General features: G+C 59.3%; 16 protein-coding genes and 1 pseudogene. 8 read left to right on the forward strand and 9 right to left on the reverse strand.

All coding sequences use genetic code 11. From position 1 onward, the window contains the following. Window positions 1-209 precede the first annotated feature (209 nt). From DQ393_RS26790 to bhcR, 4 genes and pseudogenes are all read right to left on the reverse strand, one after another. Window positions 210-1,502 carry an NCS2 family permease gene (locus DQ393_RS26790; RefSeq protein ID WP_112344721.1) on the reverse strand — a complete coding sequence of 431 codons (1,293 nt, stop codon included), beginning with the start codon at window positions 1,500-1,502 and terminating at the stop codon, window positions 210-212. A 409-nt stretch (window positions 1,503-1,911) separates the two neighbouring features. Then, window positions 1,912-2,205 carry an addiction module antidote protein gene (locus DQ393_RS26795; protein WP_112344722.1) on the reverse strand — a complete coding sequence of 98 codons (294 nt, stop codon included), beginning with the start codon at window positions 2,203-2,205 and terminating at the stop codon, window positions 1,912-1,914. Then, window positions 2,198-2,502: pseudogene (locus tag DQ393_RS26800) on the reverse strand (type II toxin-antitoxin system RelE/ParE family toxin). Before DQ393_RS26800 ends, DQ393_RS26795 begins: the two are co-directional and overlap by 8 nt. 137 nt (window positions 2,503-2,639) lie before the next feature. Next, window positions 2,640-3,449: an HTH-type transcriptional regulator BhcR gene (gene bhcR / locus DQ393_RS26805; protein WP_112344723.1), complete on the reverse strand. Its 810-nt coding sequence runs from the start codon at window positions 3,447-3,449 to the stop codon at window positions 2,640-2,642. Between the two features lie 193 nt (window positions 3,450-3,642). Between bhcR and bhcA the strand changes: the two genes are divergently transcribed. The 8 genes from bhcA to DQ393_RS26840 all read left to right on the forward strand — a co-directional run bounded on the left by bhcA (window position 3,643) and on the right by DQ393_RS26840 (window position 10,452). Next, window positions 3,643-4,833, forward strand: coding sequence for an L-aspartate--glyoxylate aminotransferase BhcA (gene bhcA, locus DQ393_RS26810; RefSeq protein WP_112344724.1), 1,191 nt, complete (start codon window positions 3,643-3,645; stop codon window positions 4,831-4,833). 11 nt (window positions 4,834-4,844) lie between these two features. Beyond that, complete coding sequence (bhcB, locus tag DQ393_RS26815) at window positions 4,845-5,792, forward strand: beta-hydroxyaspartate dehydratase BhcB (RefSeq protein ID WP_112344725.1); 948 nt, start codon at window positions 4,845-4,847, stop codon at window positions 5,790-5,792. 13 nt (window positions 5,793-5,805) lie between these two features. Continuing rightward, on the forward strand, window positions 5,806-6,969 hold the full coding sequence (gene bhcC / locus DQ393_RS26820; RefSeq protein WP_112344726.1) for a 3-hydroxy-D-aspartate aldolase BhcC: 1,164 nt from the start codon (window positions 5,806-5,808) through the stop codon (window positions 6,967-6,969). A gap of 44 nt (window positions 6,970-7,013) precedes the next feature. Continuing rightward, a complete protein-coding gene (gene bhcD / locus DQ393_RS26825; RefSeq protein WP_162737016.1) occupies window positions 7,014-7,979 on the forward strand; it encodes an iminosuccinate reductase BhcD in 966 nt (321 codons plus the stop codon). A 76-nt stretch (window positions 7,980-8,055) separates the two neighbouring features. Beyond that, window positions 8,056-9,054, forward strand: coding sequence for a type I glyceraldehyde-3-phosphate dehydrogenase (locus DQ393_RS26830; RefSeq protein ID WP_112344728.1), 999 nt, complete (start codon window positions 8,056-8,058; stop codon window positions 9,052-9,054). A 226-nt stretch (window positions 9,055-9,280) separates the two neighbouring features. Next, a complete protein-coding gene (locus DQ393_RS26835; protein WP_112344729.1) occupies window positions 9,281-10,051 on the forward strand; it encodes a 2-keto-4-pentenoate hydratase in 771 nt (256 codons plus the stop codon). A gap of 27 nt (window positions 10,052-10,078) precedes the next feature. Then, a complete protein-coding gene (locus DQ393_RS33560; RefSeq protein ID WP_162737015.1) occupies window positions 10,079-10,234 on the forward strand; it encodes a hypothetical protein in 156 nt (51 codons plus the stop codon). Continuing rightward, window positions 10,234-10,452: a hypothetical protein gene (locus tag DQ393_RS26840; RefSeq protein ID WP_245430466.1), complete on the forward strand. Its 219-nt coding sequence runs from the start codon at window positions 10,234-10,236 to the stop codon at window positions 10,450-10,452. Before DQ393_RS33560 ends, DQ393_RS26840 begins: the two co-directional genes overlap by 1 nt. Window positions 10,453-10,495: 43 nt before the next feature. Here the strand turns inward: DQ393_RS26840 and DQ393_RS26845 are convergent, their stop codons facing one another. Genes DQ393_RS26845 through DQ393_RS26865 form a run of 5 tightly spaced genes read right to left on the reverse strand, consistent with a single transcriptional unit; the run spans window position 10,496 to window position 14,282 of the window. Beyond that, window positions 10,496-11,221: an SDR family oxidoreductase gene (locus tag DQ393_RS26845; protein ID WP_112344730.1), complete on the reverse strand. Its 726-nt coding sequence runs from the start codon at window positions 11,219-11,221 to the stop codon at window positions 10,496-10,498. 12 nt (window positions 11,222-11,233) lie between these two features. Then, window positions 11,234-12,295 (reverse strand): ABC transporter ATP-binding protein, encoded by a 1,062-nt coding sequence (locus tag DQ393_RS26850; RefSeq protein WP_112344731.1) that lies wholly within the window; start codon window positions 12,293-12,295, stop codon window positions 11,234-11,236. 59 nt (window positions 12,296-12,354) lie between these two features. Then, on the reverse strand, window positions 12,355-12,561 hold the full coding sequence (locus DQ393_RS26855) for a DUF2160 family membrane protein (protein ID WP_112344732.1): 207 nt from the start codon (window positions 12,559-12,561) through the stop codon (window positions 12,355-12,357). 4 nt (window positions 12,562-12,565) lie between these two features. Continuing rightward, window positions 12,566-13,402 (reverse strand): carbohydrate ABC transporter permease, encoded by an 837-nt coding sequence (locus tag DQ393_RS26860; protein WP_112344733.1) that lies wholly within the window; start codon window positions 13,400-13,402, stop codon window positions 12,566-12,568. A gap of 4 nt (window positions 13,403-13,406) precedes the next feature. Then, window positions 13,407-14,282 carry a carbohydrate ABC transporter permease gene (locus DQ393_RS26865; RefSeq protein ID WP_112344734.1) on the reverse strand — a complete coding sequence of 292 codons (876 nt, stop codon included), beginning with the start codon at window positions 14,280-14,282 and terminating at the stop codon, window positions 13,407-13,409. Window positions 14,283-14,369: the final 87 nt, after the last annotated feature.

A 14,369-nucleotide genomic window follows, 5' to 3' on the forward strand; every position in this document is an offset into this window, starting at 1 on the left:
GACGCCCCTTTCTCATTTGGATGCCTCGCTTTTGGCCCTGCCTTTCACATACAGCATTCCGCCGACGTTTTTGGGAATTACTCATCCTTGAGATGCGCGGCATTTCGGACCTTAGAGTGTCCGCGTTGGTCAAGCCAAGGACTGCAAACAGATTGGGAGCCGGACCACCGCAATGGGTGATCCGGCTCCCTTGACGTGCAGCGTTTTGGCTAGCCCGCGAAGAAGGCGAAGCGAACGATGAACAAGGCGGCTACGATCTGCGTTGCCAGATGAAGTGTCTTCCAGCGCCCGGTGCAGACCTTCAGGACGACGTAGCTGATGAACCCGAAGGCAAGGCCGTTGGCGATCGAGTAGGTGAACGGCATTGCAAGTGCCGTCAGCGCTGCCGGTGCCGCCTCGGTCAGGTCGTCCCATTCGATCTCCGTCAACTCGCGCATCATCAGGCCGGCGACATAGAGCAGGGCCGGTGCGGTTGCATAGGCGGGAACGGAGCCCGCGAGCGGTGAAAAGAACAGCGACGCCAGGAAAAGCACGGCTATGGTGAGTGCCGTCAGGCCGGTGCGGCCGCCTGCTTGAACGCCCGAGGCGCTTTCGACATAGGCCGTCGTGCTGCTGGTGCCCATCAGCGAGCCGGCGACGATGGCCGCGCTGTCGGCAAGCAGAGCCCGGCTCAAGCGGTTCGGCTTGCCTTCCTCGAGAAGCTTCGCCCGCTTGGCGACACCGATCAGCGTTCCGGTGGCGTCGAAGACCTCGACGAGCACGAAGACGAGGATGATGTGGATCAGGCCGCCGTGCAGGGCGCCCACAATGTCGAGCTGCAGAAAGGTCGGCATCATCGATGGCGGTGCCGAAACGATGCCGTGGAACTGGCTGACGCCGAGGATCCAGGAAAGGACTGTGACCGCAAGAATGCCGATCAGGATCGAGCCTCTGACTCTCATCGCGTCGAGTACGGCGATGACGAAGAAGCCGAAGATCGCAAGAAGCGGGCCCGTCTGCTTCAGATCTCCAAGGCCGATGAGCGTCGCCTTGTTGGCAACGACGATGCCGGCGCTCTTGAGCGCGATGATCGCCAGGAAGAGGCCGATACCAGCGGCGATCGCGCTTCTGAGGGATCGCGGTATGCCGGCGATCAGCCAACTGCGCACGCCGGTGACCGTCAGCAAGACGAAGATGGCGCCCGAGATGAAGACTGCACCGAGCGCTTGCTGCCAGCTGAATCCGAGTGTGGCGACGACGGTGAAGGCAAAGAAGGCGTTGAGCCCCATGCCCGGCGCCATGCCGATCGGCCAATTGGCAACAAGCCCCATGACGATGGAACCCAGCGCCGCGGCAAGACAGGTGGCGACGAATATGGCATTGCGGTCCATGCCGGTGGTCGACAGGATATCCGGATTGACGAAGATGATGTAGGACATCGTCAAGAACGTCGTCACGCCCGCGATGAGTTCGGTGCGCACGGACGTGCCGTGTTCACTCAATTTGAAAAGTCGTTCAAGCATCGTTCCTCCCTAAGCGTTTCATGCGCTCATGAATGTCATGGGGCTTGCCCGCATCTCCTCCGATGCGGGCGCGAGAAGCGCCTGTGACCGGCGTTTCGTGGCGGGAGAGATTGTGCGCTTTTAAAGGCTCCGGGCGCTAGAGCCGGATTTCCCTACAATTTGCGAAAGACATTCTAGATTTTCAGACTATTTCCGAGAGAGTCGAGTTGCGCTCTGGGGATGGACTTGCGGAAGAGAGTGCCAATACGCCATCGATCGGACACCATAGTACTGCATCCACTCTATAGCGTTCCCGGCGGCAAAGCCAACTTATTCTGCGCCGGGCTTTGATCTACAAGAGGCTCATCGTTGTCCCACACAGCCCATTTAGCGCAAATGGCACAATTACGCCCCGAGCCATTGGGTAAGGTCAATGCGCGGTATGGGCCTTGGCAGTGATGTCAACGCCAAGTGCACGCATCACTGCAAGTGTTGTCTTGAGTGTTGGATTTCCGCGTTCACTAAATGAGCGGTAGAGCTGTTCCCGGGACAGCCCGGTTTTGCGTGATATTTCGGTCATGCCTTTAGCGCGGGCGACAACGCCAAGCGCCTTGGCAATATAGGCCGCATCGCCAGTTTCAAAAGCATCCGCCATGAAAGCGGCGATTTCTTCATCGTCCACCAGTGCGGCGGCAGGGTCGTAGGTAGTTAGTTTTTCAGTCATCTTGTGCATTCCATTCTTTAGCCAGTTTCTTGGCGGCGGCAATCTCGCGGGCTTGCGATCCTTTGTTTCCGCCACATAGCAACACGATCAGGAGATTTCCGCGCTGCTGAAGTAGATGCGATATCCGGAACCGTAGTGAATCCGCAGTTCGCTAACGCCTTCGCCTACGGGTTCGACGTCGCCCGGCAAGCCTTCGGCCAACCGCATCAGTCGCGCTGCAATAATGGTTTTGGCTCGCTTGTCTCGGAGGCGGGATTCCCATTTTGCGAAGATCGCAGTTTGCTTTAACTCAATCATGAGAGAAATGTAGTCTAAAAACTACATATGTGCAACGTCCTTCCTTTCGGGTCCAGCGATGGAATAGACGTCTCCAGTCGGAACGGTTCATCCCGCACACGAGCCGCTGGTGGATTCCATGGTAAGGTTGCTCGATCTCACGGAGCCCCGAGACGACGGGACACCATTCCGGCAGCGCTCCTCACCCGTTCGCCGATCCGATGGATGTCGGCGTCCTGGAGGCGATGCTTCGGCCCGGAGACGGAAATGCCTGCTATGGCTTCTCCATGCACGTTCAGGATGGGCGCCGCCACGCAGCGCATTCCTTTTGTCCGCTCCTCGTCGTCGAAGGAATAGCCGCGGTCCCGTGTCTTTTGCAGCTCCTCGCGCAACTGGTCGAAGGAGCGCATGGTGTTCTCGGTAAAGCGCTCCAGCTCTTTTTTCTTGAAAAGCGTGGCGAGGCGATCGTCGTCATAGGTGCTCAGCAGCGCCTTGCCGATGCCGGAGGCATGCAGCGGCGACAGCGATCCCGGCGGAAAAAACGCCCGGATCGACTCGTGGGTCTCCACCTGGCTGATGAACAGGACATTTCCGTCCTTCTCGATGCCCAGATTGGAGGTCTCACCCGTTTCCAGCATGAGCTCCCGCATGATCGGGCGGCTTCGCTCGACGACGTTGGTGCGCCGGAGGAAGGCGGAGCCGAGCCGATATGCCTCCGGGCCGATATACCATACCTGGCGATCGGGGCTGATCTCGACGAATTCGCGGCGCTCCAGCGTTGCAAGCACGCGGTGCATGGTCGCTGCGGATTGGTCGAGCTTCCCGGCGAGTTCCGAAAGTGTCATGCCCTCGGGCGTCGAAAGCGCATCGAGCACGTCCAATGCGCGATCGAGCGCCTGGATCGTATTTTGTGTCTGAGGGCCGTTGAAGGCTTTTGGGCGCCCGCGTCGGCGCGTTTCGGCAGGCATCGATCATCGTCTCCTTGAAGCCATTTCCAGAAAAATTTTATGATGAAAAAATCATTCATATAATGAAAAAAGTCAACATCATGTTTTTTATAAATAAAATTGTATTAGTTTCTACTTTGAAAAATGACTTCAAAAAAATTTATCTCCCGTGTTGGACATGCTATCCATCTTTCAACATTAGGAGGACACCCAGATGTATATGCAAAATCCGGTTTTCATCCCCGGTCCGACGAATATGCCCGAAGTCCTTCGCAAGGCTGCGGACATGCCGACGCTCGATCACCGGTCCCCGCTCTTCGGCGAAATTCTGCGCCCGGCGCTTGCCGGCGTAAAGAAGGTCATCAAAACCGAAAAGGCCTCCATATTCGTGTTTCCGTCCACGGGAACCGGTGGGTGGGAAACGGCCATCACCAACACGCTCAGCCCCGGTGACCGCGTATTGGCGGCCCGCTACGGCATGTTCAGCCATCGCTGGATCGACATGTGTCAGCGCCATGGCCTCAAGGTCGATATCATGGAGGCGGAATGGGGCGGCGGCGCTCCTGCCGATCGCTATGAGGAAGTTCTTGCAGGCGATACCGCGCACGAAATCAAGGCCGTCCTCGTCACGCACAACGAGACTGCAACCGGCGTCAAATCCGATATCGCTGCCATCCGCCGGGCGATCGACGCCGCCGGCCATCCCGCCTTGTTGTTCGTCGATGGGGTCAGCTCGATCGCCTCGATGGATTTCCGCATGGACGAATGGTCCGTCGACATCGCCGTGACGGGGTCGCAAAAGGGCTTCATGCTGCCCGCCGGTCTGGCGATCACGGCCTTTTCCCCGAAGGCCCTGGCAGCGGTCGATCAGGCAAAGCTTCCGCGTACCTTCTTCGATATTCGCGATATGGCGAAGAGCTATGCGAACAACGCCTATCCCTATACCCCGGCGGTCGGCCTTCTGAACGGGCTGAAACTCTCGACGGAGCTGCTGCTCGCCGAAGGACTGGAGAATGTATTTGCAAGACACCGGCGTATTGCCGGCGGCATCCGAGCCGCCGTTCGGGCATGGGATCTTAATCTGTGCGCTAGAAGCGAGGAACTCTATTCCGACACGGTGAGTGCGATCCGCACGCCGCAAGGTTTCGATGCGACATCGATCGTCGCGCATGCCGCGAGGAAGTACGATGTCGCTTTCGGAACCGGGTTGGGCGAGGTCGCCGGCAAGGTGTTCCGCATCGGGCATCTCGGCAGTTTGACTGACGTCATGGCCCTGTCGGGGATAGCGGCGGCTGAGATGGCCATGGTCGATCTCGGTCTCAATGTCAAACTCGGCTCGGGTGTTGCGGCCGCGCAGGAACACTATCGCAACGACCAGCAATCCAAGATTCAGGCCGCGGCCTGAGGAGCTATATGATGTACATTCCGACATTGGCCGATGTGGTGGCTGCGCATACGCGCATCAGGCCCCACATCCATCGCACCCCGGTCCTCACCTCCAGCTTCATCAACTCGCTTGTCGGCGCCGAATTGTTCTTCAAATGCGAGAACTTCCAGAAAGCCGGTGCGTTCAAGGCCCGCGGCGCATCCAACGCCGTCTTCGGCCTGAGTGACGAGCAGGCTGCCCGCGGCGTTGCCACGCATTCATCCGGAAACCACGGAACGTGCCTTTCCTACGCCGCCGGGCGGCGGGGCATTCCCTGCACCGTCGTCATGCCGCGGACCGCGCCGCAGGCAAAGAAGGATGCCGTCCGGGGATACGGCGGCAGAGTGGTCCAATGCGAACCTTCGACCTCCTCGCGCGAGGCCGTCTTTGCCGAAGTCGTCGCAGAGAGCGGCGCCGAATTCGTTCATCCCTACAATGATCCGCGCGTCATCGCAGGCCAGGCGACCTGCTCGATGGAACTGATCGAGCAGGTCGACGGGCTCGATGCCGTGGTCGCACCGATCGGCGGTGGCGGCATGGTGTCGGGAACCTGCCTCACCTTGTCGAACCTCGCGCCGAATGTCCGGATCTATGCCGCCGAACCCGAGCAGGCCGATGATGCCTGCCGCAGCTTCAGGGCGGGCTACATCATTGCCGACGACGCGCCGAATACGGTGGCCGATGGTCTGAAAGTGCCGCTCAAGGAGCTGACCTGGCATTTCGTCAGAAACCACGTGACCGATATCCTGACGGCCTCCGAAGAGGATATCGTCGATGCGATGAAGCTCATCTGGAAGCGGATGAAGATCGTCATGGAACCTTCAAGCGCCGTCCCGCTGGCGACGATCATCAAGAACAGGGAGGTTTTCGCCGGTCAACGCATTGGCATCATCATCACCGGCGGAAACGTCGACCTCGACACATTGCCTTGGCAGTAAGGGAGAAAGAGCAATGAACATGGAACCGAAATTCGCCGGCATGGAAGTCGGCTACGATGTGCCGGCTCTTCCGGGCATGAGCGTCGACGACATCCAGACACCATGCCTGATCCTCGATCTCGATGCGCTCGAACACAACATCCGCAAGATGGGTGACTATGCAAAAGCCCACAACATGCGCCACAGGGCGCATGGCAAGATGCATAAATCCGTCGATGTCCTCAGGCTCCAGCAGGAGCTTGGCGGTGCAATCGGCGTCTGCTGCCAGAAGGTTTCCGAGGCGGAGGTCTTCGTGCGTGGCGGCATCAAGGATGTCCTGGTCTCGAACCAGGTTCGCGATCCCGCAAAGATCGACCGCCTGGCGCTTCTGCCGCAGCACGGCGCACGCATCATCGTCTGCGTCGATGATCTCGCCAATGTCGAGGAACTCTCCAAGGCGGCACAGAAGTACGGCACGATGCTGGAGTGCTTCGTGGAGATCGATTGCGGCGCCGGACGCTGCGGCGTCACGACGACGTCGGCCGTCGTCGAACTCGCCAATGCGATCCATGCGGCACCGGGTCTCAAGTTCACCGGCATTCAGGCCTATCAGGGCGCGATGCAGCACATCGATAAATATGAAGACCGCAAGGCGAAGCTCGATGCGGCCATCGCTCAGGTCAAGGATGCCGTCGGAGCGCTGAAGGCCGAAGGCCTGGAACCCGAACTGGTCAGTGGCGGCGGCACGGGAAGTTACTATTTCGAGAGCAATTCGGGCGTCTACAATGAGCTGCAGTGCGGCAGCTATGCGTTCATGGATGCCGATTACGGCCGCATCCAGGACAAGGACGGCAAGAGGATCGACCATGGCGAATGGGAAAATGCTCTCTTCATCCTGACGAGCATCATGAGCCATGCAAAGCCCGACAAGGCGATCTGCGACGCCGGCCTCAAGGCGCAATCGGTCGACTCAGGCCTGCCTTTTATCTACGGCCGCAATGATGTGAAATACATCAAATGCTCCGACGAACACGGCGTTATCGAAGATCCGGACGGCGTTCTCAAGATCAACGAGAAGCTCCGCCTGGTTCCGGGCCATTGCGATCCGACCTGCAATGTTCACGACTGGTATGTCGGCGTGCGCAACGGCAAGGTGGAAACGCTTTGGCCGGTGTCGGCCCGCGGCAAGGCCTACTGATGAAACAGGGGACTTCGGCTCCCGGCAAACCAAGCGGAAGCGCCATGATCATCATTCCAGAAAGTGCCATTGCCGAACTGATCACGTCCTCTGATTGCCTCAAGGCGGTCGAAGAGGTCTTCGCCTCGATGGCGAACAGGTCGGCCTATAATTTTCCCGTGATCCGGGAGGCGATCGGGCATGCCGATGCGCTGTATGGCTTCAAGTCCGGCTTCGATCGCAAGAGCCTGGCGCTCGGCCTCAAGTCCGGCGGGTTCTGGCCAAACAATACCAGCAGAGGCCTCACCAATCATCAGTCCGCCATCTTCCTGTTCGACGCGGATACCGGAAAATGCCGTGCCGTGGTGGGCGGCAACTTGCTGACTGCGCTGCGGACGGCTGCCGCGTCGGCAATCTCGATAAAATATCTCGCCCGAAAAGACGCGAAGGTCCTCGGCATGATCGGTGCGGGGCACCAGTCGACGTTTCAGTTGCGTGCAGCCCTTGAGCAGCGTGCATTCGAGAAGATCCTCGCCTGGAACCCGCATCCCGACATGCTGAGCCGTCTGGAGGAGGTTGCCAAGGAGGAGGGCCTTCCCTTCGAGGCAGTCGATCGTGATCGACTGGGAGCCGAATCGGATGTCATCATCTCGATCACCTCGTCCTTCGCTCCGCTTCTCAAGGCCTCGCAGGTCCGCGCAGGCACTCATCTCGCCTGCATGGGCACGGATACGAAGGGCAAGCAGGAGATCGAGGCTGAGCTTCTCGCTGCTGCAACCGTCTTCACCGATGAAGTCGAGCAGGCCATAACGATCGGTGAGACGCAGCACGCCATCGAAAAGGGGCTGATCCGGAAGGAGGCCGTCGTCGAACTCGGCGCGGTGATCAACGGAACGCATCCGGGCCGAACCTCCCAGGATCAGGTCACACTGTTCGATGGTACGGGTGTCGGCCTTCAGGACCTTGCCGTTGCTTCAGCCGCCGTCGAGCTCGCTTTGGCGAGAGGCGTGGCGATCGAGGTCGATTTCTGAAGCGGCGCATTTGCGGGAGGCACGAGGCGGTGATGTCGTCTACACTTTCCGCTCGATCGAGTAGGTGGAGATTCGCATGTCAGGCCGGCCATTAAGAATTGCAATCAATGGATTTGGCAGGATCGGACGTTCCGTTCTGCGCCTTCTCCTGCGTGATCGCCGCGATATCGAAATCGCGCTGATCAACGACATCGCCGATTTGGAGACATGCGCTTATCTCTTTGAATTTGACAGCGTATACGGCCCGTGGGCGGAGCCGGTGTCCTTCGAGGACCAGCTCCTTATCGTCGGTGGGGCGTCGATACCGTTTCGCAATGCTCCCGACATCAGCAAACTCGATCTTCGCGGCATCGACGTTGTTCTGGAGTGTACCGGACATGCCAAATCTCAGGTCGTGGCACAGCGGGGAATTACGGCCGGAGCAAAGAGGGTTCTCATTTCCGGCCCTTCCGCCGCAGCCGATGTGACGCTGGTGCTGGGGGCGAATGAGGAAGCCTTCCGCGGCCAGGCGGTGATTTCAAACGCATCATGCACGACGAACGCGCTTGCGCCGCTTCTGCGCGTCGTCGACCGGGAATTCGGCATCATCGGTGGTCAGATGACCACGGTTCATTGCTACACGGCAAGCCAGCCGACGATCGATCAGCCGCGCTCGGAGCTGTCGCGCAGCCGCGCGGCCGCTCTGTCGATGGTGCCCACGACGACGAGTGCACATGCGATCGTCGGCGACGTGCTTCCTCATCTTGCCGGTCTCATCGAAGCTCGCGCCCTTCGCGTGCCGACCGCCAGCGTCTCGGCGATCGATCTGACGGTTGCCGTTCGCAACGTGTCGGACCTGGACACCATGCGCGCAAGGTTGAAGCATGTCGCCCAGGGATCGCCGGTACTGGGTTGGATCGAGAAGCCATTGGTTTCGGTCGATCTGCGCGGCCGTCCGGAATCACTCGTCTTAAGCGGACCGGAAATATCGCTTTCCGCCGGCGGTCTCCTCAGGGTGTTCGGCTGGTACGACAACGAATGGGGCTTTTCCAACCGCATGATCGACATGGCGCAATATATCGGGCGGGCAAATTAGGGGCGCTCGGTAGCCTTCCCGCTCCCGGTATTGTCAAAAATGGACGCAGGCAGGCTGTCAATTCGCTTCAATCAGGAAAATCAATGATATGCACCTGCCCGCCTGTCGCGGCGGGTAGCGCGATCACTATGAGATTTTAATATTTTCGTGCGCTGCGATGAATGGAACGGCTACGCATGTCGGGCCATCTTCGTCCTATAGCCAATGGCAGGATTGGAGCGCGAAGATGTATTTCGAACTGAAGGACACGACGGCGGATATTCTCGCAAAAAGCCGTCGTCGTGAAGAGCTCTGCGATCTTCCGCTCGACCTGATAGAATCCGAACGTGAAGCATACGATATCCAGACAACGGCGCAGGACGCGCTCGGTTTCGAACGCAAAGGCTATGCACTTGTCGGCACGAGCGATCCTGCGCGCCGCATGCTCGGCCTGAAGGGGCCGATCTATTCTGAAATCCCTGCCTTCGGCTTGCAAAGGAAGGCTCAGAACTTCCGGCTGCCGCCTGGAACAATCGGCGTACAGTGCGAGTTCGTCTTTACGATGCTGCGATCATTTCCGGATGACGGCGAGCGAATTTCCCTCGACAGCGTGGCCGATGCCATTATGAGCTGCCGCCCAGCAATTGGCATTATCGGCAGAAGGACCCGGCACGCGATTGCTGGCACCAATGCAGCGATCGCGGACTTCGGCCTGCACGTCGCAACCCTCTGCGGCGAGCATGCCGAAAGGGGCGAGGCCGGCGATTTTGCCGGGATCGAGATCACGACGTTCCTGTTCCAGCGAACCATGCTTTCAGGCAATTCGTCATCGGTCATGGGCAATCCGCTGAATGCGGTTGCCTGGCTGGCGGAAGAGCTTGCCGCCAATGGCAGGCAGCTTGAACCGAGCGATGTCGTGGCGACAGGCTCCTGCACGCCGATCCTCCAAGTCCGGGCCGGACAGCATCTGGCGGCCGACTTCGGACCGCTCGGTCAGGTCGAGTGCCTGTTTAATTGACATGATCAATAGCCGAAAGGACTGATAATGCGGCCGCAACGAAAGCCATTCGTAGTCGAACTCAAGAAGAGCAGGCGCTCCCGCTCAAAAATCCCGCTGCTTCAGGAAGACCGCGATCGCCTGATCGTGCAGAAGGATGCGGTGCGTGTCGGGCTGGCCTTGCAGCGTGAGGATCGTCGCTGATGGTGAGCCGAAACATCCCTCATGAATACTTCCTGCTGTCCACGGCAAGCGAGGAAGGTCCCGTCGTCGGCTATCTCACGGCCGACCCATCCGTAATGCCGTCGTCGACAGGAACGGCAGCCGGTATCGCTTCGTCGGAGTTGCCGTCAGGGATCGTCAAGGCCGGCTTGATGTGCTGTCGCTCCGGCGGGGAGAATGGATTGTCGCACCGGACCTGATTTACGAAGAGGCAGCCTAATGGTGGCGTAGAGCTGCGCGATCTCAGGCGATCATATAGCCGCCGTCGACCGGCATCGAAATGCCGTTGACCATGGCCGCCTCGTCGGAAAGCAGGAACAGGATCACTTCGGCGACGTCTGCAGGTTCGGCAAATCGGCCGAGCGGGATCCGTTCGCGCATCGGCGCTGCCTTTTCAGGGTCGCTCCATGCCTTGAGGGCCATGGGTGTTAGCGTGACGGTCGGATGGACGCCATTGACGCGAATGCCCTTCGGCGCCAGCTCTTTTGCCATCACGCGCGTCAGGCCGTCCAGCCCGCCTTTCGAGGCGCAATAGGCCGCATGGTCCGGTATGCCGACGAAGGCGGCGACGGAGGATACGTTGACGATCGCGCCGGAAAGGCCTCTTTCGATCAGTGAGCGGGCGAATTCCTGCGCCACGATCATCGGCGCGCGAGTATTGACCGCGAACAGATGGTCGAAGGCTTCCACCGTGGTGTCGAGAAATGACTGCAGCTCGGTCGTCCCAGCGCAGTTGATCAGATAATCCGCCGGAAGTGCGGCCAATGCCGCTTCCCGCGTCTTTTCGGCGTCGGCAAGATCGATCTGGATCGCCTCGCAGTCCAGTTCGTCGCGCAGCGAGGCGACATCCGCCGCACTTCTGGTCAAGGCCACCACACGAGCCCCCCGCTTCGCAAGTATCTCCGCCGTCACGCGGCCAATGCCCTTGCCTGCGCCGGTGACGATCACCCTCTTCCCATCGAAATTCATCGGAACGTCCTCTTACAGTCTCTTGCCGGTTTCCTGATCGAAGATATGAACATGGCGCAGGTCAATACGGAAATGCATTGTTCGCCCCGATGCGATTTCGATCCGCTCGCGAATAAGTGCATCGATCGGCACTCCACCGACGCGGCCGAAGATCAGCGTCTCGGAGCCGGTCGGCTCGAACACGGACACCTCGACCGGGATGCCGTCGTCGCCGATCGTGATGTGTTCCGGCCGAATTCCATAGGTCACCGGCCGGCCGTCCTCGGCGTTGACCGTTTCCACCGGCAGAACGACGCCTTCGTCCGTGATGACGACCTGCCGGCCGTCGCGATTGCCGATCCGGCCTTTCAGGAAGTTCATCGAGGGACTGCCGATAAAGCCTGCGACGAAAATATTCGCTGGAAAATCGTATAGCTCCAGCGGTTTGCCGATCTGCTCCACCCGTCCGTCGCGCATCACGACGATCTTGCTGGCCATCGTCATGGCCTCGATCTGGTCGTGCGTGACGTAGATGGTGGTGGTCTTCAGCCGCTGATGCAATTCCTTGATCTCGACCCGCATCGTGACGCGAAGCTTGGCGTCGAGGTTCGAAAGCGGCTCGTCGAAGAGGAAGACCTGCGGATCGCGGACAATGGCGCGGCCCATGGCGACGCGCTGGCGCTGACCGCCGGACAGTTGCTTCGGATAACGATCGAGATAACGGGAGAGATCGAGGATTTCGGCGGCACGACGCACCTTTTCATCGATTTCCGCCTTGGGGCGTTTCGCCATCTTCAGGGGAAAGCCCATGTTCTCGGCGACCGTCTTGTGCGGATAGAGCGCGTAGGATTGAAAGACCATGGCGATGTCGCGCTCCTTCGGTGGGGCATTGGTGACGACGCGGCCTCCAATCCTGATATCGCCGCCGCTTACCGTCTCAAGGCCCGCGACCATGCGCAGCAGCGTCGATTTTCCGCATCCGGAAGGGCCGACCAGAACGACGAATTCGCCGTCGTCGATGTCGACGCTGACACCATGCATGACCTGAAGGGCGCCATATTTCTTCGTGACGTCGCTAATCTGTACGTTTGCCAATGTCTTCCTCCCAGATGCAGCAGTGCATGCTGTGTTTCCTGGCCGTTACCGGCAGTCCCTTACCCGCGCCGGATGATGTAGGCGCCGAGAGCGGCGGAAATCGCCGTCGCTATCCAGACCGAAAGCCCCAATGGTTCGATAAAGCGCATCCATAGGAGCGACAGCGCCACCCAGATGACGACCGAGATGAACAGCCGGTCGAACCAATTCGTCTCAATCGGCAGGAACCCCACCTTGCGCTCGTCGTTTTCGGATTCCGAAGACATGGCGTTATCCTTTCACGGCACCGAAGGTCAGGCCCGCAACGATATGGCGCTGCACGATGGTGAAGACGATGAGTGCGGGAATGAGGGTGAAGACCGATATTGCCGCCATGATCCCCCATTGGGTGCCCGTCGTCGTGACATATTCCGAAAGGCCGGTGGTCAAGGTACGCGCCCTGAAATTGGTCAGGGTCGCCGCGAGCAGATACTCGTTCCATGCGAAGACCCAGGTCAGGATCAGCGTCACTGCCAATCCCGGCCGCGCCAGCGGGAATATGATATCCGACAGAACCGTCCATGTGCTTGCGCCGTCGACATAGGCTGCCTCATCAAGCTCTTTCGGAATGCCTTCCACCGTCGGGCGAAGTGTCCAGATCGCAAAGGGAAGATTGAACGAGCAATAGACGAGGATCATGCCGGTCCGCGTATCCGCAAAGGAAAAACTGCCGATCTTGTAGACCTGTGTCAGCAGCAGGAAGAGCGGCAGCAGGAATACGGCCGGTGGCGCCATTCTGTTGGTGATGGTCCAGAAGAAGATGCTCTCCTTGCCGGCGAGGTCGAAGCGGGAAAGCGCGTAGCAGGCCAGAAAGCCGAGCGTCGTCACCAGCAGCGCATTGCCCGAGGAAATGAGCAGCGAATTCACCATATAGCCACGCAGCGTCGGGTTGTTCAGCACATCGGTATAGTTCTTCCAGAACAGGCTTCTCAGAATGACTTCGGGCGTGGAGAACAGCTCGACCGTCGGCTTTACCGAGATGACGAAGAGCCAGTAGATCGGAAAGAGGGTCGCAAAGCTGATGGCGATCCACATGACGGCCAGAAGCCAAGGATAACGGGTCTTCATCGTTTCAACCTTTCCTGGCGCGCGGCGCGATCAGGCTGACATAGAGCAGCCAGCAGACAACGATGGTCAGATACAGCACGACGACCGAGATGGCCGAACCATAGCCGTAGTTCGTCTTGGGAAAGACTTCCCTGAAGATGTGCACGCCGATGTAGCGCGTCGCGGAACCGGGGCCGCCACCAGTCAGCATCAGCACCTCGTCCACGGTCCGCAGCGCATCCATGAGCCGGATGAAGACGGTGGCGATCAAGGCCGGTCGGATCATCGGGAGCGTGATGTGCCAGAAGATCTGGCTCTTGCCCGCTCCGTCGATCTGCGCTTGCTCGAATGGATCCGGTGGCAATGAAACCAGAGCGGCGATCAGCGAAAGCGTCACCAGGGGCGTCCAGTGCCAGATGTCCATGATCACCGTAACGATGAAAGCCGCACCCGCGCTTTGGCCGATGTTGAGATCGAAGCCGAACCAGCTGTGCAGCAGGTATGGAATGATGCCGATGGAGGGCGTCGTCATCAGCTTCCAGACCGATCCGACGATGATCGGCGCCATGATCAACGGCAGGGTATGGATAGTGCGGAATATTGCCTTGCCGGGAAAATCCTTCAGAAGCGCCTGCGCGAGCACGTAGCCGAGCACGATTTCCGAAACTACGGCGAAGAAGACGAACGCCGCCGTGATGCCCAGGGACGCCAGGAATTGCTGATCGAAAACGACCTTGCGGTAATTTTCCGCCCAGTTGAAGACCATGTGAGGGTTGGCGGCAAACGGATTCCACGCATGGAAGGAAACCCAGACGACATAGACGAACGGAAAAATGCCGAAGAGCCCAAGGATCACTATGGTTGGTGATAGCAAGAGCCAGCCGAGCTTCTGTGAATGCATCGCCCTATCCCCCTGTGGCGGTTGCTAAGGTGCCCGTTTTGCAGCGATGGGATGACAGGCCGCTATTGACGGCGGCCTGCTCGTTCG

The sequence above is a fragment of the Martinezella tropici genome, from assembly GCF_003287875.1.
Lineage (GTDB): Bacteria > Pseudomonadota > Alphaproteobacteria > Rhizobiales > Rhizobiaceae > Rhizobium > Rhizobium tropici_C.